At 57.7% G+C, this 17692-nt stretch carries 15 protein-coding genes; 5 read left to right on the forward strand and 10 right to left on the reverse strand.

All coding sequences use genetic code 11. The annotated features are described in order from the left end of the window. Window positions 1-140 precede the first annotated feature (140 nt). On the forward strand, window positions 141-1256 hold the full coding sequence (locus ACTJKV_RS04050; protein ID WP_274103925.1) for a metallophosphoesterase: 1116 nt from the start codon (window positions 141-143) through the stop codon (window positions 1254-1256). Window positions 1257-1301: 45 nt separating this feature from the next. Here ACTJKV_RS04050 and ACTJKV_RS04055 read toward each other — a convergent pair whose 3' ends face one another. The 3 genes from ACTJKV_RS04055 to pepN form a co-directional block, all read right to left on the reverse strand. Beyond that, a complete protein-coding gene (locus ACTJKV_RS04055; protein ID WP_274103833.1) occupies window positions 1302-3698 on the reverse strand; it encodes a PAS domain-containing sensor histidine kinase in 2397 nt (798 codons plus the stop codon). Window positions 3699-3873: 175 nt separating this feature from the next. Further along, a complete protein-coding gene (locus tag ACTJKV_RS04060; protein WP_062425731.1) occupies window positions 3874-4182 on the reverse strand; it encodes a carboxymuconolactone decarboxylase family protein in 309 nt (102 codons plus the stop codon). A gap of 120 nt (window positions 4183-4302) precedes the next feature. After that, entirely contained in the window at window positions 4303-6951 is a 2649-nt protein-coding gene (gene pepN, locus ACTJKV_RS04065) for an aminopeptidase N (protein ID WP_274103832.1), read from the reverse strand. 529 nt (window positions 6952-7480) lie between these two features. Here pepN and ACTJKV_RS04070 point away from each other — a divergent pair. Further along, window positions 7481-8419: a DMT family transporter gene (locus ACTJKV_RS04070; RefSeq protein ID WP_274103831.1), complete on the forward strand. Its 939-nt coding sequence runs from the start codon at window positions 7481-7483 to the stop codon at window positions 8417-8419. Between the two features lie 222 nt (window positions 8420-8641). Beyond that, complete coding sequence (locus ACTJKV_RS04075; RefSeq protein ID WP_062425728.1) at window positions 8642-9505, forward strand: hypothetical protein; 864 nt, start codon at window positions 8642-8644, stop codon at window positions 9503-9505. 197 nt (window positions 9506-9702) lie between these two features. On the opposite strand, the gene ACTJKV_RS04080 is transcribed toward ACTJKV_RS04075, so the two are convergent. The 4 genes from ACTJKV_RS04080 to ACTJKV_RS04095 form a co-directional block, all read right to left on the reverse strand. Next, a complete protein-coding gene (locus tag ACTJKV_RS04080) occupies window positions 9703-9891 on the reverse strand; it encodes a hypothetical protein (RefSeq protein ID WP_062425727.1) in 189 nt (62 codons plus the stop codon). 149 nt (window positions 9892-10040) lie between these two features. Continuing rightward, complete coding sequence (locus ACTJKV_RS04085) at window positions 10041-10916, reverse strand: uracil-DNA glycosylase (protein ID WP_274103924.1); 876 nt, start codon at window positions 10914-10916, stop codon at window positions 10041-10043. A 155-nt stretch (window positions 10917-11071) separates the two neighbouring features. Beyond that, window positions 11072-12364, reverse strand: a complete 1293-nt coding sequence (locus tag ACTJKV_RS04090; RefSeq protein WP_274103830.1) for an Hsp70 family protein — start codon at window positions 12362-12364, stop codon at window positions 11072-11074. Window positions 12365-12510: 146 nt separating this feature from the next. Beyond that, window positions 12511-13395, reverse strand: coding sequence for a LysR family transcriptional regulator (locus ACTJKV_RS04095; RefSeq protein WP_274103829.1), 885 nt, complete (start codon window positions 13393-13395; stop codon window positions 12511-12513). Between the two features lie 149 nt (window positions 13396-13544). Between ACTJKV_RS04095 and blaOXA the strand changes: the two genes are divergently transcribed. Further along, the gene (gene blaOXA / locus ACTJKV_RS04100; RefSeq protein ID WP_440598485.1) at window positions 13545-14360 is read left to right on the forward strand and encodes a class D beta-lactamase; all 816 of its coding nucleotides are present in this window, start codon (window positions 13545-13547) and stop codon (window positions 14358-14360) included. A 3-nt stretch (window positions 14361-14363) separates the two neighbouring features. Here the strand turns inward: blaOXA and ACTJKV_RS04105 are convergent, their stop codons facing one another. Continuing rightward, window positions 14364-14567 carry a hypothetical protein gene (locus ACTJKV_RS04105; RefSeq protein ID WP_112518902.1) on the reverse strand — a complete coding sequence of 68 codons (204 nt, stop codon included), beginning with the start codon at window positions 14565-14567 and terminating at the stop codon, window positions 14364-14366. A gap of 85 nt (window positions 14568-14652) precedes the next feature. After that, window positions 14653-15441 (reverse strand): SDR family oxidoreductase, encoded by a 789-nt coding sequence (locus ACTJKV_RS04110; protein ID WP_062438084.1) that lies wholly within the window; start codon window positions 15439-15441, stop codon window positions 14653-14655. A gap of 165 nt (window positions 15442-15606) precedes the next feature. On the opposite strand from ACTJKV_RS04110, the gene ACTJKV_RS04115 reads away from it, so the two are divergent. After that, window positions 15607-17001, forward strand: a complete 1395-nt coding sequence (locus tag ACTJKV_RS04115) for an anti-phage deoxyguanosine triphosphatase (RefSeq protein WP_274103923.1) — start codon at window positions 15607-15609, stop codon at window positions 16999-17001. Between the two features lie 47 nt (window positions 17002-17048). On the opposite strand, the gene ACTJKV_RS04120 is transcribed toward ACTJKV_RS04115, so the two are convergent. After that, window positions 17049-17591, reverse strand: coding sequence for a GNAT family N-acetyltransferase (locus tag ACTJKV_RS04120; protein WP_153311178.1), 543 nt, complete (start codon window positions 17589-17591; stop codon window positions 17049-17051). Window positions 17592-17692 lie beyond the last annotated feature (101 nt).

Here is a 17692-nt window from a genome sequence, read left to right on the forward strand (position 1 = left end):
GATAGGCGCAAGGAGATAATCCGTTCTTTGTGCTTCAAAAGAATGCGGGAGCGCTCAAGGCGGTGGAACGGATTTTGCCGGGCTGGATTGATGAAGGCGGCATCCCCACCTATGGCGAAAGCCAAAACGAAAGCGTCTTGATGTTTCACCTTATTTTCGGAATTCCATGGCTAGTGGTCGCTGTCCGCTTCATTCAGCCACTGCCCTGGGTTTGGCCGTTGAAGCTCGCCCTTGCGCTGCTGCTTCTCGCCGCTTCGCAATATCACCTTTTCAGTCGCCTCTCGTCCGGTTCGGTGTTCTCGCCTGAATTTCCAAGACCGCTGATCATCTGCTTTAACCTGCTTTTCGGCTTCATGCTGCTGCTTGCCGTCTTCCAGATTGCGCTGGATGTGGTGTCTTTGGTCTCGATGCTGTTCAAGGGGCACTTCCCGCTGGTACCTGCCGGTGTCCGCTATGGAATGGCCGCTGTTGCTCTGGCTCTCTCCGCCTTTGCCGTTAGCCAGGCGATCCGTGTGCCGCCGCTGAAGGACATCGAGATTGCCGTTCCGGGTCTCGATCCGGCTTTCGACGGCTATCAGATCGTGCAGCTGACGGACCTGCATATCAGTCGCCTCTTTCCAGCCTCCTGGACCCGGGCTGTGGTCGAAAAGACCAACGCGCTGAATGCCGACCTGATCGTTATCACTGGTGATCTCATCGACGGCAAGGTTGAAGCGAGAAGCAGCGACATTGCGTCCTTGGCAGAGCTGAAGGCTCGCGATGGCGTCTACACCATTCCCGGAAACCACGAATACTTCTTCGGCTACAAGGAGTGGATGGCCTATTACCAGAGCCTCAACATGACGACACTTGCCAACAGCAACGCGGTCATCGAGCGCGGCGACGCCAAGCTTGTAATCGCTGGCGTCACCGATCTTTCATCGACGAGAACGGCGTTTCCAGCGCATGACACGGCGGCAGCGCTCATAGGCGCGCCTGCCGGTGCACCTGTGATCCTGCTCGATCACCAGCCCGGTCAGGCGGCAGCTAATGCGGCACTGGGTGTCGCGGTTCAGCTTTCCGGGCATACGCATGGGGGCATGGTCGTTGGGCTTGATCGCGTGGTGGCACGGCCCAATAACGGCTTCGTCTCCGGTTTCTACGATGTCGGGGGCATGAAGCTTTACGTTAACAACGGAACAGCACTCTGGCCAGGCTTCGCGCTGCGGCTCGGCATTCCCTCCGAACTGACCAGGATAACCTTGCGGTCGCGCTAAGCCGTTCGGCGGCTTTACGAACCCAACTGGGTTAAGCGAAAGCCGTTAGTTCAGCTTATGCGAGCGCAGGAGCTCCAGCTTGTTTCTCGCCTGATAAGCGAGATAGGGCATATCCTTGGCAACATGCACATGCGGAATGAGAATGGTGACCACCGTTCCCTTCCCCTCGCAGGAGCGGATCTTCATTTTCCCGCCGTGGAGCCTGACCAGCGAGCGGGAAATGGCAAGACCAAGGCCCGAGCCGCCTTTGCTCTTGGCATACTGGCTCTGCACCTGCTCGAAAGGCTGACCGATCTTGTTGATCGCCGCTGTCGGAATACCGATGCCGGTATCGGCAATCGTCATCATCAAGCCGTTCTCGTGCACATGGGTGCGAAGCTCGACGCGGCCACCTTCGTCGGTGAACTTGACGGCGTTGGACAGCAGGTTGAGCATGATTTGCTTCATGGCACGGCGGTCGCCGCTCATATACATATTCCTGCATAGCCGCTGCTGGATGGTGATGTTCTTCTGCGCTGCCTGAATGGCAGTCAGGCGCAGTGTCTCTTCCACCAACGGCGCAAGATCGACCTTCTCGCGGTTGATGCGCATATGGCCTGCCTCGATCTTCGACATATCAAGAATGTCGTTGATGACGTTCAGCAGATGCTGGCCGCTATCATGGATGTCGCGGGCATATTCGCTGTATTTCGGCGAGCCGACCGGGCCGAACATCTCGGCGACCAGAATTTCGGAAAAACCGAGAATGGCGTTGAGCGGCGTGCGCAACTCGTGGCTCATATTGGCAAGGAATTCGGACTTCGCCTTGTTGGCGGCTTCCGCGCGTTCCTTTTCCGCCTGATAGAGTGCGTTCGCATCCGAAAGTTCGGTCTTCTGCCGCTCGAGCTTGTGGCGGGAGGCGGAGAGATCGCCGATCGTTGCCATCAGGCGGCGCTCGGATTCGCGCAGGCGATCCTGATGGCGCTTCAGAAGCGTAATGTCCGTACCGACAGAGACCAGACCGCCGTCGCGGGTGCGGCGTTCGGTGATCTGCAGCCAGCGCTCATCGGCGAGCTGCACTTCCGTGGTGCGCGACAGTCCAGATTGATCGGAGTCCGCCACGCGGCGCTCGACGATCGGGCGGGCTGCAGCACTATAGACGACGGAGCGTTCCGTGCCGGGCACCAGCGCGCTGTCGGGAAGACCATAGGCCTGCTGGAAGTGCGTGTTGCACATCACGAGGCGGTCGTTCTTGTCCCACAGGACAAAGGCTTCGGACGTGCATTCGATGGCGTCGGCAAGGCGCTGATCGGCCTCGGCATAACGCTGTGCCAAACGGTGCTGCTCGGTCACGTCCATGGCGATGCCGATGACGCGCGGGCCGTTTGCCGTGTGGATCACCTGCGCACGGGCGCGCAGCCAGACATAATGGCCATGGGTGTGGCGCATGCGGAAAATCTGATCGATCTGGCGCAGATCACCGCAGCCGACCGAGCGTGCCAACTCATAGAGGTTTCCGTCTTCGGAATGCATCATGCGCGCCGCATCGCTGAAGGAGAGCGGTTCGGTACGCGGCGGAAGACCGAGGATTTCGTAAAGCGAGGTGGACCAGAACATGCGGCGCGTGGAAAGATCGAAGTCCCACAGGCCGCAACGGCCGCGAGACAGGGCCGTCTCGACGCGAAGGTTGGATTCGACAAAAACCTCGTCGGCGGTGCGCGCCCGCTTCACCTGCATGTAGTAGGCATAGAGAATGACGAGCAGGATGGAGGAGATGCCGGCGAAGAGTGTGACATTCATCGCCACTTCGCTGCGCCAGAACGCGCGCATCGGCTCCAAAGACCGCGCCGTGATGATCATGCCGCCATCGGAACCAAGCGGCAGCATCGTGGCGTAATGCGGGGTGTTGTCAATATTCGTCTCGATCGTTCCTGGCGCACCGGGGAATCTGCGAACGATCGCGATTTCAGGAAGGAGGGCAGTCAGCGACGTGCCGACATAGGATGCGGCATGCAGGCCGACGCCACCGAAGACGCGGCCATTTATGCCGGCCACCAACACCACGGTGTCGTCATCCATGCTGCCGACGGGAAAGGATTGATTGAGGCGACGCTCGACGGCTGCCCGGTCCTGCGTGGCTGCCAGGGTCTCGACGCCGGAAAGGGCTGCACGCGCGGTCAGCGCGGAAAGCGCCGTCGTCTGCCGGGCGGCATTCTCCATGCGGCCATATTCCGCGGTAATGCCGAACATGCGCGATGCTGCGATGACGACCAGAAATGCCAGAATGAGAATGGGAATGAGACGCTTGAGCAGTGTCTCAAGCCTGCGGACCTGCCACAGCCTTGCGAGCAGATTTCCGGCTGAAGAGAAGCTCTCCGCCGTTCTGTGAACCAACGCCGCCATTTCAGCAAATCTGGCATACGGTCGCTCATCGCCCGCAGTCGCCCGCCGCACGTTCGTCATTGTCCCGCCTTGATGTCCCTCGTGTAAATTCGAAGCGCCGCTGCTCGAATCTGCGTCTAATGAATCAAAGCTGATTCGCCTTGTCCAGAGCTGAAAGTTAAAAGATTTTTAACCCTTTGAACCGACTCGCGCTTTTTTTCGAACCTCCAAAAAGACGGTTTTGACTGCCCTTACGTCAGTTGTCGTCGAAGGCGTCAAGCGCGATGGGCAGGGCTTGCACAACGCAGTTTCCGACAGCCGGGAGGCCGGCAAGAACGGCGCTGATAATCTCGTCTCGCGAGGCGCCATGCACCTTGGCTTCCTGAACGTGGAAGGCAAGGCCGCTCTCCAGCCGCGCGGCTGCGAGAATGCCAATATAGACGAGACTCTGGGTTTTGTCGTCGAGGGCTGACGCGGTGCCAAGCCCGGCGACGGCCTGTAGCCAGGCTGCGTGGTGGACGGGCGCTTGCCTGGCAAAACTCTGAAATGCTGGGCTGATGGTCATGTCGCGTCTCCTCTATGCCGATCGATCAGGCAAATCTACGAGAAGAGGGCGATTCCGTTCTTGATCTAAAACAAGAAAAGGCCGGACGTCCGGCCTTTTCACATAGAGGAGGGGAGGCTTTCAACCCTTCAGCATGCGCTCGACAATGTCGCGAACATCGGTAGAGAGCCCAGCGCTGCGCTCGATCGTGGTGAGGGCCTCGCGCGCGTGATCGGCGCGCACTGCCTCAAGCGACCGCCAGGAGCGCATGGATGTCAAAATGCGCGCTGCCAGTTGCGGATTGCGCTTGTCGATGGCGATGATCTGCTCGGCCAGGAAGTCGTAGGCCTTGCCATCCGCACGATTGAAGCCGGTGGGGTTCCCGAAGGCAAAGGTGCCGATCAGCGAACGCACACGGTTCGGGTTGGTGGCGATGAAGTGCTTGGACGCCATCAAAGACGTGATGCGTGCCAATGCTCCGTCACCTGGGATGGCAGCCTGAAGCGTAAACCACTTGTCCATCACCAGCGCATTATCGGCAAAGCGCGTCTCGAATGTCGCCAGCGCGTCGGACGCCTCGGCAGAGTCGGGGAAACGCTGTGTCAGGACACTGAGCGAATAGGCCATGTCTGTCATGTTGGAGGCGTTGGCAAAGGCCTGTGCAGCGCGCTCGGGTGTCTCTTCCGCATAGGACAGATAGCTCATGGCAATATTGCGCAGCGAACGGCGTCCGGCACTTGCCGCATCCGGCGAATAGTCGTCGTTCTCTTCGAAGCTTGAGAAGAGGCTCTTGAAGGTTTCGATACCGGCTTTGGCGACCGCACGCATGACGGCATTGCGCGCTTTGTGGATGGCGTCTGGATCATTGTCCTTGCCCATCTCGCGCGCGACGTCCGCCTCGCTCGGCAGAGTCAGCGCCTGGGCGCGGAAGGCCGGCTCGAACTCATCATTGCCAGCGATCTCGATCAGGGTCGAGATGAAGGCTGGATCGACGCTCAGCTCGTTGCCCGACCGCACGGCCTGTGTTGCCGCAATCAGGTTGGGCAGGGCAAGGGCCGTCAGTGCCTGCCAGCGCGAGAAGAGGTCTGTCTCGTGACGGGCGATCTGGATGAGGTCGTCCGACGATTGCTCCATATGCAGGTTGATCGGGGCAGAGAAACTGCGGTTGATCGACAGAACCGGTCGCGACGAAATGCCAGTGAAGGTGAAGCTCTGACTGCGTTCTGTCAGATGCAGGACACCATCCTTGAACTCACCACCTTCAACCTTGATTGGCGTGGCGATCTGACCATTATCCAGAATGAGCGCGGTCGAAAGCGGAATGTGCAGCGGCTCCTTGCGGCTCTGGCCGGGCGTCGGTGCAACCGTCTGCTCCAGCGACAGGGTGAAGGTCGCGGATGCCGAATCATAAGCGGTAGAGGCGCTGACAAGCGGCGTTCCGGCCTGGATATACCAGCGGAAGAACTGCGTCAGATCGCGTCCGGTCGCATCCTCGAAGCATTTGACGAAATCCTCAACCGTCGCCGCATCACCATCGTGACGCTCGAAATAGAGGTCGGTTCCTTTGCGAAAGCCGTCTTCTCCCAGGATCGTTGCGATCATACCGGTGATTTCGGCGCCCTTCTCATAGACGGTCGTCGTATAGAAGTTGTTGATTTCGCGATATTTATCCGGACGAGGTGGGTGCGCCAGCGGGCCGCCATCTTCGGGAAACTGTTCCGACTTCAAGTGGCGAACGTCTGCGATGCGCTTGACCGCGCGAGAGCGCATGTCGGAGGAAAATTCCTGATCGCGATAGACGGTCAGACCTTCCTTCAGGCAAAGCTGGAACCAGTCGCGGCAGGTGATGCGGTTGCCGGTCCAGTTATGAAAATATTCATGCGCGATGATGCGCTCGATATTGGCGTAGTCGGCATCGGTCGCGGTTTCCGGATCGGCCAGAACATATTTGTCATTGAAGACGTTGAGGCCCTTATTCTCCATAGCGCCCATGTTGAAGTCGGATACGGCGACGATCATGAAGATGTCGAGATCGTATTCGCGGCCGAAGCGCTCCTCATCCCATTTCATGGAACGTTTGAGCGCATCCATGGCGTAGGCCGCGCGCGGCTCCTTGCCATGCTCGACATAGATCTTCAGCGCGACTTCGCGGCCCGACATGGTCGTGAAGCTGTCTTCGACAACGCCAAGATCGCCAGCGACCAGTGCGAAAAGGTAGCTCGGCTTCGGATGAGGATCGAACCAGGCAGCGAAATGGCGGCCTTCATCATAATTGCCGCCGCCGAGGAAATTACCGTTCGACAGGAGGAGGGGATTGCCTTCCTTGGCCGCGATGATGGTGATCGTGTAAGGCGCCAACACATCCGGCCGGTCCGGGAAATAGGTGATGCGGCGGAAGCCTTCTGCCTCGCACTGCGTGCAATAGACGCCATTGGTGCGATAGAGACCCATCAGCTGGGTATTGCTTTCCGGATTGATGTAATTGGTGACGCAGATTTCGAAGGGGATCTCTTCAGGAAGATCGCGGATCGTCAGTCGCTCTGGCGTCACGTCATATTGTGCCGTCGGCATCTCGATCTGGTCGAGAAGCAGGCTCGAAAGCGTCAGTTCGTCGCCGTCGAGAATAAGCGGTGCTGCCTTGTCGGCGCCCTCGCGGCGATGGAAGATCAGTCGCGCTTCCACCTTTGTGTTTTGTGGGTCCAGTTCGAATGTGAGGTCAACCCGTTCAAGCACGAAATCCGTTTGGCGATAATCCGCCAACTGAACAATCTGACCCGTATCTGTTCGCATAACTATTCCCGAATGAACCTTGCTTCTGCCGCTGCCTGACCATCATGCGGGCATGATGGGTGAAAGTAAACTTGTCGACACGCGTCACCATCATGGAGAGGCGGGGGACATGTGTCCCTAAAATACTACCAGACAGAAGTTTTAACCCGCGTCTGAGCATTTCTGATCGGTGCATGATTTCATGAAATGTTGAACGATTACTGAAGCTGCGGACTCGTAGAAAGAGAATATCTTGAAAAAGAGGCTCGCTCCGCGCAGCCACAGCCACCCTGGAGCGCCGTTCGTCCTATTGAACGCACAATGAACGCTCTATCGTCTTTTATCTACGCATCGTGCTTTGCGAAAATCGATTCTGATTTTCGGGCCGATGCTGTAGACGATGAGACCGGCCGGCAGGGTCCGCCGAATCGGTTTACCTCCGTTGGCCAGCATGATCTAATGAACATGAAAGTCGATCTGCTGTGCTGTGCGCTCGGGTCAAACTCCAATCTGCGGGCATCTCGTCTGCAAATCCCGATCGCAAATTCCCATGAGTGCAGATACGTACAATCCCGTCCGGGGTATTGTCCTCAAACTCACCTCCGTCGCTTTCTTTCTTGTCATGCAGACCTGCATCAAGGCAGCCGGGCCGGATGTTCCTGCGGGGCAGATCACCTTCTTCCGCTCGGCTTTCGCCATCCTTCCCATCATCCTTTATCTGGCATGGCTCCGCAGCCTCACGCGGGCCTTTCACACAAGCAATCTGTTCGGCCATTTCAAACGCGGTTTTCTTGGCATTCTGTCGATGATGTGCGGATTTTACGGCCTCACCTTGCTGCCGCTTCCGGAATTCATTGCAATCGGTTATGCCTCGCCGCTGATGTCTGTCGTCTTCGCCGCCGTGATGCTGGGCGAAACGGTGCGCATCTACCGCTGGTCGGCGGTCGTCGTCGGTATGATGGGCGTCGTCATCATCTTGTGGCCAAAGATGACGTTGCTTCAGAATGGCGGCCTTGAGGCGAGCGAAAGCATTGGGGCTCTCGCGGTTCTGTTTGGTGCCGTCCTCGGTGGACTGGCGATGGTGCAGGTGCGCCAACTGGTTGTGACCGAACGTACCCCCACGATCGTTCTTTACTTTTCGCTGACCGGCACGCTCATTTCCGCCTTCAGCATGCCGTTCGGCTGGGAATGGCTGGATATGAAGCAGGCTAGTCTGCTGATTTCTGCGGGCATTGCCGGCGGGATAGCCCAAATTCTGCTGACAGAAAGCTATCGTCACGCGGAAGTGTCGACCATCGCGCCGTTCGAATATAGCTCGATCCTTCTCGGTATCTGCGTTTCCTACGTTCTCTTCGGCGATGTGCCGACCCTCACCATGCTGATCGGAACCAGCATTGTCGTTTCCGCAGGCATCTTCATCATCTTCCGCGAGCACCAGTTGGGGCTCCAGCGTAAAGCCGCACGCGAGGCCTCCACACCGTCCGGCTGACCCTGTCCGACTATGAATAAACACCTGTGAATTTTAAGAAAAATTTATGGTCACGCGCAAAAATGTGGTATGTACCTTCTAGGTTGCGGGTTTTAGGTGATGCATCTTGCGTTGGGATTTCAGGCCAAGGAAAATCAATCGACGGGGCGGGAAAAATGTCATGCGCCCTCTTTTCCCGTTTGAAAGAAGTGTCGCAGGCTCATCGAGTCCGGAGACGCGCCGATGAGCTTCTCCTATAACGACTTTATTGCTCATCCAGGTCTTCTAGGTGCGATTCAACACCTGGCGCGCACGTTGCGCGGACGTTTCGATGAAAATCCCCGTCTTGCGCGCTTGCTCTCCGCCCATCAGAAATGGCTGCTGACACAAATGGCGATGGGCCTCAGCGCCGAACAGCGGGCTCAGGGTTTCACCGTCGCGCAACTGCGCGATGTCGTCACCTCTACTGGTGTTGCCAGCCGCAACACGGTGCAGAACTATTTGGATCAGCTTGAGATCTATCGCTATCTCGAGAAGGCAAACCGCTCTGCGGCGACGAGACCTAAGCGCTACCGCGCCACGCAGATCAGCGAGCAGGGAATATTCAACTGGTACCTTGCAAACCTCTCCGCCATCGACGGCATTGACAATGGAAACCGCGCTGCAACTCTGATGGCATATCCCGAGATCGTCGTGCATGCGCAACCCGCCGCAGCGCGCGCTTGCCTTGCTGACCCGCATTGGGTCGAGCCGCCAAAGCGCGTCGGACAATTCCAGTGGGTGGAAGCGGGCGGCTTGGTGATGGACGAGATCGTCAGTCGTGTTCGAGACACCGAGAACGAGCAGATCGATATCGGCTATGTCGATGTTCGGGCGATGGCCTCAACATTCATGATGTCGCGCACGCATTTGCAAAGGCTTCTGAACAAAGCCGCCGACCAAGGCAGCGTCGGCTGGGTGGATGATACACCACGCAGCCCCATGTGGCTGTCGCGCGACTATCTTAGCGAGTATTGTGGCTGGCAAGCGAGGAAGTTCACGCACGTGGAAGACGCGTTCTTCGAAGCGAAATCACTGCTACGGGACCAAGTGAACGTGGCGCGGTGAAGCGCGACGGCTCGAGAAGCATTCTCCGCCCGAGAAACGGGTTAGCGCCCACGAATAATCGGGTCTATTGCTCCATTGGGCAGGGCTGCTGCGTAAACTCACCGTCTGAAAATGCAAAAGCGCCTTCCACATGAAAGGCGCCTCATCAGCATGGCAACGCATGCAGCGTGTGCGGACGTGACCGCACAAAGATCGTCTCAGCGTTCGCGAAAGTCTGCAAAAACCGCCGAAGGACGGGTTGTGCGGACCTGCTGCGTCGAAGCACGAGCGGTCAGCTGTTCGTTTGTAACACCGAAACGGTGGTAGCCCTGACTGGAGCGTGGGCCGAGGCCCGCCAGTCGAAGCGTTTCAAAGCCGGAATGAACCGGACGGTAGCGCGTGGTCATTGCCTTGGTTCCTTAAACCTTTTCCTCCCAAGACAGGGTTCTTATTGCAGTGCGGCATAGATTCGGCAATCCAACCGAATGCGTCGCTGTTATGCGCCATTTGCATGGCTTTTTTCATAATCTATTTACAATGATCAAAAAGGAAGCATTCATAGATCGCGCAGGCGCGCCTGGAATGCCAATAAATCGTTCCAGGCCAATGACTTACTCGCCGGAGCATTCAAAAGCTCCTGTGGATGCAGCGTTGCAATGGCGGGGGCTGTGCTGGGGCCAACTGCGACATCACGCCACTGTCCGCGCATCGTATGGATCGTGCCGGAGCCGCCAAAGAAAAAACGCGCTGTGAAGTTGCCCAGAAGCAACAGTACTTTCGGCTCGGCCAAAGCGATTTGTCGCTCGATGAACGGACGGCAGATTTCCATCTCCGGACCCGACGGCGAACGGTTGCCCGGCGGGCGCCAGGGAACGACGTTGGTGAGCATCAGCTTGCCGCGATCAAGACCGATCGCCGCCAGCATGCGGTCGAGAAGGAGGCCAGTCTTTCCAGTAAAGGGAAGGCCTTCCCGATCGTCATCCGCATCCGGCATGGGGCCGACGATCATGATGCCGGATGAAGGATCACCTTGCGCAAAGACCGTGTTGCGGGCGCTGTTTTTGAGATTGCAGCCGTTGAAGCTTTCGAGCGCGGTCTTCAACTCGAGAAGCGATCGCGCACTCTCGGCCGCGAAGCGTGCCGAAGCGATCGCCTGATCGTCCGGCAGTGCAACGTTGACCGGCGCGGGGGGCGCAGCGGCAGGCGCACGGGCAGCTTGCCGGGGAGAGCGGGCAGCTTGCTGCGGTGCGCTTCGTATCTCCGGCTGTTGCGGTTCGCTGCTTCTCTGCGGAGCGCGCGCCTGACGCCCTGCCGCAAATTCGGCAAATCGATCCAGCGGCTCGTCTTCCAGCAGCCAATCGACACCTGCATCTGCATGGAAATGCAGAAGCGCCGCCAGTTCTGCCGGGGAGAGGTCTTGTGCCGAGATCATGACCCGCAAACTAGAGCGTTTCCTTGTGAAATGGAAGCAGTTCCGCCAGGCATGTTTCTGCCGGGCTTAAAGCCAATATGCTCGACCGTAGCTTTGGATAGGCCACCCGCCAAACGCCCTTCGATCTGTCGACACCCGCTATTGCAAAACGCTTCTTATGCCGTCCAGCGCGCAATGTCGCCGCTTTCGCCGATCATCGCCAGACCATGGGCAATGGAAAGAAGTTCGCCGCCGCTTTCGATCTTGTCGGCATCAAACCGGCGGGTAAAGAGCTGGCGCACAGCAGGCACAAAGGAGGTGCCGCCGGTGAGGAAGACCTTGTCGATGGCCTGCGGCGCGGTGTTCGTCTTGGTCAGAACCTCGTCCAGAGCCTCTTCGATCTTGGCGAGATCGTCGGCAATCCATTGGTCGAAGTCCGACCGCTTCACCATCTTCTTGCCCGCGGCGCCAAGCGGCGAGAAGTTGAACTCCGCCTCTTCCTGCGAGGATAGCGCCATCTTGGTGGCAGAGATTGCCTGGTAGAGCGGGTAGCCCTCATCATGCTCGACCAGTTCAACGAAGAGCTCGAGCTTTTCTGGCTCAAGTGCCGAGCGCAGCAGCGATTTCAGATCGGAGAACTCTCTGGAGGTCTTGAAGATTGACAACTGGTTCCAGCGGCCGAAATTGACGTAGTAACCGGAAGGCACATCCAGAACCTTGTCGAAGCTCTTGAACTTGCTGCCCTTGCCGATTTCCGGCGACACTAGATTGTCGATCATGCGGAAATCGAAGTGATCGCCCGCAACACCGACGCCCGAATGGCCGACAGGGGTGGCAGAAAGCTTGCCACCATGCGTCTCGAAGCGGATCAGCGAGTAGTCGGTGGTGCCGCCGCCGAAATCCGCCACCAGAACATTGGCATCCTTCTTCAGACTCTGGGCGAAGTAATAGGCGGCTGCCACCGGCTCATAGACATAATGGATTTCGGGAAAGCCGGCACGTGTCAGGGCTTCATTGTAGCGGGCAAGTGCCAGTGCTTCATCCGGGTTGGAGCCGGCAAAACGCACGGGGCGACCGGCAATCACGGTCGATACATCGTTTTTCCATTCGTCGCCTGCGTAGGTCTTCAGCTTGCGCAGAAACACCTCCATCAAATCTTCGAAGCTCTGACGCTTGGCGTAGATCAGCGTGCCTTGAAACAGTGGAGAGGCAGCAAACGTCTTGATCGATTGCAGGAAGCGGCATTCGCCGGCGTTCTCGATGAATTGCTGGATCGCTGCCTGGCCGGCCTCGACATGCAGCGCTGCTGCACCAAGTCCTTTGTCCTTCATGAAAGACAGCGCGGTGCGCATGCTGTCTGTCGTTCCGGCACTGGAGGTAAAGCGCATGGAGTGGCTGCTGCTGCCGGTTTCCGAGAGCGCCATAACTGTGTTGGTCGTGCCAAAATCGAGCCCGAGTGTCCGTGCCATGGAGAGGATCCTTGTCAGTCAACGAGAGAGCATTCCCGGAATGCAGGCATCCGGGCAATAAAAGGCGCAACCGCGCCCGCCTGTTTTGAAGAGGGCGCGTGATGGCACAGCGAATTGTGAATGGCAAGCGCGCGGGTGCAGATTTTTCAGGCGTGCTGTGGCATCGCGGCAGCCTTCTCTTTCAGCCATGCAGCAAATGTTGCCATAGCATTGGTGACAGGTCGCGACTTGAGCCGTGTCAGCCAATAGCAGCCCTTCGACACGTAGACCGGAAAGGGCTGGACGAGATCTCCTGCGGAGAGGTGGCGCTGGAACATCAAGGGTGGCGCAAGCGCGACGCCAGATCCCTGCAGGGCCGCCTCCACCATGGGAACCGATGAGTCGAAGACGATGCCCTTGATCCTTGGCGAGGCAACGCCAGCCTCGGAAAACCAGTCCGGCCATTCATCGGCGCGGTAGGAGCGCAGCAACGTCTGTTGCGCCACGTCATGGGGGCTCTTGAGTTGCGCGGCCATCGTTGGAATGCAGAGCGCCGAGAGCGGTGCGGAAAACAATTCCTCAGCCTCGGTGTCGTGCCAGGCGCCATTCCCGAAGCGGATTGCAAAGTCGAGGCCCTCGGCAGCGATATCGACGCGGTTGTTGTTGGTGGAAAGGCGAATATCGATGAAGGGATAAAGGTCTTGGAACTCGGTGAGTCGGGGCAGTAGCCAGCCCACGGCAAAGGTTCCGACAGCGCCGACGCTCAACACTTCCTGCAGATGCCCGTCCTCGAAACGCTGGAGAATATCGGCCATGCGGTCGAAGGAATCACGAAGCGTCGGCAGAAGCGCCAGGCCCTCATCGGTGATCATCAGTCCGCGTGGCAGGCGCTTGAACAGCGTCGCGCCAACACGCTCTTCCAGCAGTTTGACCTGGTGGCTGATCGCCGTCTGCGTCACGCAAAGCTCGATGGCCGCACGGGTGAAGCTCAGATGCCGGGCGGCAGCCTCAAAGGCGCGCAGTGCATTTAGCGGAAGGTGAGGGCGAACCATGAAAGATCAGCTCCAGAAGAATGAAGGCCAAGTTTAATTCATGGCTCAAGCCAGATATCATCATTTGTGCCGCCCGCGCAAACCACCGTAAGTCTCTCTCATCGAAACTTTCGCGTTGACGCATAGAGGAGATAGTCATGCATCGTCCGATGGTACTGAAGAATCGAAGAACAGCGGCTTTCGCCTTGACGCTGGCCGTTTCGAGCCTTGCTTCGATAGAAACCAAAGCAGCCGAAAAGCTGCATTGCACGGTTGTGCTGGATGCCGAAAGCGGCGGCGTTCTGCACCGCGACGGCACGTGCGATAAAGCTTTCGCCCCACAATCCAGCTTCAAGCTTCCGCTTGCCGTCATGGGATATGACGCCGGGGTCCTGAAGGACGCGACGAACCCGCGTTGGAACTACAAGACGGAATGGAAAAAAACCAAGCGCGAACAGAAATCTGTCGATCCGACAATATGGGAGCGGGATTCGATCGTTTGGTATTCGCAGGAAATCACCCGGCGATTGGGCAAGGCCAAGTTTGCTGACTATGTGCAGCGCTTCGGTTATGGCAATGCCGATGTCCGTGGGGTGCCAGGACAGACGGATGGCCTGACGGAATCCTGGTTGATGTCCTCTTTGAAAATCTCCGCCGATCAGCAAGTAGATTTCGTGCGTCGCTTCGTCACCGGAAAGCTGCCCGTATCGAAGGAGGCGATCGCGAAAACGGAGGCGATCATTCCGCAGTTTTCAGCCGCGGATGGATGGCAGGTTTACGGCAAGACGGGATCCGGGCGCATGCGCACCAAAGCCAACACCTATGATGGCGACTGGTGGCTCGGCTGGTTCGTCGGTTGGGCGCAGAAGGGCGAACGCAAGGTCGTGTTTGCCAGCCTGAATATCGATGATTGGAAGAGTAAAGAGCCGATCAGTTTTTCAACCCGCGACGCTTTGATTGCCGATCTACCCAAACGCGTCAAATGACGATCAGCGAAGCGCCCTGCGCGCGACGACGATGAGCACGATGCCGGCAATAGCTGTCAGCGCGCCGCGCAACATCCATGGGCTTTGATTGATCATGAAACTGGAGGCGGGGTAGGGGAAATAGCCGCTGCCCTGTCCGATCCAGACAAGACCCATCAGCACGATCAGAACACCCAGTATGCTTAAAATCGTGCGAAGTGCCTGCATGATCGTCTCCCAAAAGCAAAGCCTTTCCGAATGTTATCCGGAAAGGCTTCCAATTCAAAGCGTTACCTATAAGCGACCGGGATGATCAGATCGACTTTGCCGCTCCACCATCCACATGCAGCATGGTGCCGGTAATGTAGCTCGCTGGCTGCGAGCACAGGAATGCGCCTGCTGCGGCGAATTCTTCCACCGTACCAAGCCTGCCGGCGGGGATGCTCTTGACCGAGGTTTCACGAACCTCTTCCATGCTCTTGCCAAGGCGCTTGGCGTTTGCGCCATCCAGCTCATCGATACGATCGGTGTGGATGCGACCGGGCAGCAGCATATTGGCGGTGATACCGAAGCCTGCGACTTCACTCGACAGCGTCTTGTTAAAGCCAACAAGTGCGCCGCGCAGCGTGTTGGAGAGCGCAAGATTTGGAATGGGCTCGAACACGCCGGAGGAAGCAACGGTCAGAATACGGCCCCAGCCTTGCTCCTTCATCTGCGGGACAAGCGCGTTGGTCAGGGTGATGACGCGCAGCACCATGGATTGAAAGAACGTATCGAGTTTTTCCGGGGTGATGTCCTGCGCCAGCCCTGGTGTCGGGCCGCCCGTGTTGTTGACGAGAATATCGATACCGCCGAGCTTCGTCTTCACTGCATCGATCATGGACGGCACGAAGGTCTCCTCGCCAAGATCGCCCCAGACCCATTCCGCCTTGCCCTTGCCGAGCGCGTTGATCGTCTTGGCGTTGGCGTCCAGCTTTTCGCCGCTACGGCCCACCATCAGCACGTTGACGCCTTCCTTCGCGAGCGCCGTTGCGATGCCGAGACCCAAGCCGCGAGATGAGGCCAGAACCAATGCGCGCTTGCCGGAAATACCCAAATCCATGACGGTGTCCTTTCATGCTCATGACGATTGCCCACGCTTGTAGCGTCTGCGTCCGGCCCTGAAAAGTGTTCATCGGCTGGGCATTGACCCGTTTGCTTGCGCGCCCTGTTGCGCCTCGGTAAGACAGCCCCGTGAATTTTGTGTTTGGAGAGGACGGGCTTGAACGTGTGGAACGAGCGTCAGAAAGTCGAAAACCGCAAGAGTGACGACGCCCGCAGCGAAAGCGACATCGATTATGGGCGGATCATTCACTCCACCTCTTTTCGGCGCCTGCAGAGCAAGACGCAAATCCTCAATCTCGGCGACAGCGATTTCTACCGCACCCGCCTCACGCATTCCCTCGAAGTGGCGCAGATCGCCGCGGGTCTGGTTAAGCACCTGCGCAAATCCTTTCCCCATCATCCGGTGACAGCTGAATTGCCAGAGCATAGCCTCATCCAGGCGATCGGCAGCGCCCACGATCTCGGCCATCCGCCCTTCGGGCATGGAGGCGAGGTCGCGCTGAATTACTGCATGCGCGTTGCGGCAGATCCGAATGAAGCGGGGCGCAACGGCAATGGCGTCATGACCGACATCGCCAAAGCCGGCTTCGAAGGAAACGGCCAGACTTTACGCATTCTCAGCCGTCTTGAGACATTTTCAAAAGCCCATGGTGCCAACGTCACGCGGCGTACGCTGCTGGGTATTCTAAAATACCCAGTCGCCTATTCGAAAGCTGCTCATCCCGGGCGAGTGCCAAAACTGCACGACGGACCTTCGACGCTTCGCATCATCGACACGCAGGCTTCCAACCCGCCAAAATGTTACATGGATTGCGAGACGGATGTGGTGGACTGGATCCTTGATCCTTTGCCGGAGTCCGACCGCGATCTCTTTCAGACGGCGACGCGTGAAGATGGCAAGCACGCAAAGTCCCTCTTCAAATCGCTCGATTGCACCATCATGGATGTTGCAGACGACGTCTCCTACGGGGTCCACGATCTTGAAGATGCCATCGCCATGCAGCTCATCACCAGGGATGCCTTCGAGAAGGAGGTGACGGCGGAGGATTGCGAGAGCTTCATTGCGATGCTCAACAAGAACCATAAGAATAAGCGCGGCAATGACGTCTATCGTGAAATCGTGGATGGGCTATTCGATAATAGCGGCGACCGCAAAATGTTCATTAGCATGTTGGTCGGCTATTTCATCACGGATGCGCGCTTTGCGGACGACGAGCGGTTCGAAACGCCACTCTTGCGTCACGGTGTGAAGCTTGGAGCGGACCGTGTTCGACTGCTGAAAGCCTTTCAGGATGTGGTGCGCAAACACGTGATCAAAAGCCCGCGTGTTCAGCATATGGAGTTCAAAGGCCAGGGAATGGTTGTTGCCGTGTTTGAAGCGCTCCAGTCCGATCCCGAACGGCTGCTGCCAGACGATGTCTTCCCCCTTTATGAAAAATCAGGCGGGGATTTGCGTGTCATCTGCGATTTCGTTGCCGGAATGACGGATGGCTATCTCATCAGGACCTATGAGCGCCTCTTTTCACCAGGGGCAGGTTCCGTGTTCGACAGGCTTTAACCGGGCTAAGCCCATCGACGCTTCTGGAAATTTGAGCGGGGAACGCTCTAGCTTGCTTCTCCCTGCCGCTGGCGCCACTCGCGGATGAGTAGACCATAGACAAGCAGATCGCAGACGCCGTTATGGGTTGTTTCGTGCTGGCGAAGGTACGCCTCGCGCAGGAAGCCCAAACTTTCCGCCAGAGCAATGGAGGAGCGGTTTTCGGCGTCGATCTCCATGTAAAGTTTGCGATATCGGCCCATGGTAAAGATATGGGCGATGAGCGCGGTCATACATTCGCGCGCCACTCCTTGTCTCTGCCGCTCAGTGGCTGTGATATATCCAAGCTCGAGAACGGCGTCGTCGCGACCAGGAAAAGCGACGTAGCGACCTGCAACCTCCTCGGTCACGCGGTCAATGGCGATCCAGGTTTGTCCGGGCCACTCTTTATCGTTCAGCCAATCGGAAAATGTCGCGATATCTTCAAAGTGAGGCTGAGACATAAATCGGCACTGGTCGGCACTTGAAAAAGTTGGGAACAAAGCTTTTGCATCGCTTTCAATCAAGCCCCGCATAGTAAAGCGCTGCGTCGTAAGCGTCGGTACGTCCATTATCTCCACTGCCGTTTTGTCATGCCATTCACGGGAACAGGTTTAATAGTCTCTCCTGGAACTGCCAAGCGTTCCGGTCAGCAAATTGTCTTCGATTGTTG

The organism is Agrobacterium sp. 22117, assembly GCF_052045735.1.
In the GTDB taxonomy this organism is placed as follows: Bacteria; Pseudomonadota; Alphaproteobacteria; order Rhizobiales; family Rhizobiaceae; genus Agrobacterium; species Agrobacterium cavarae.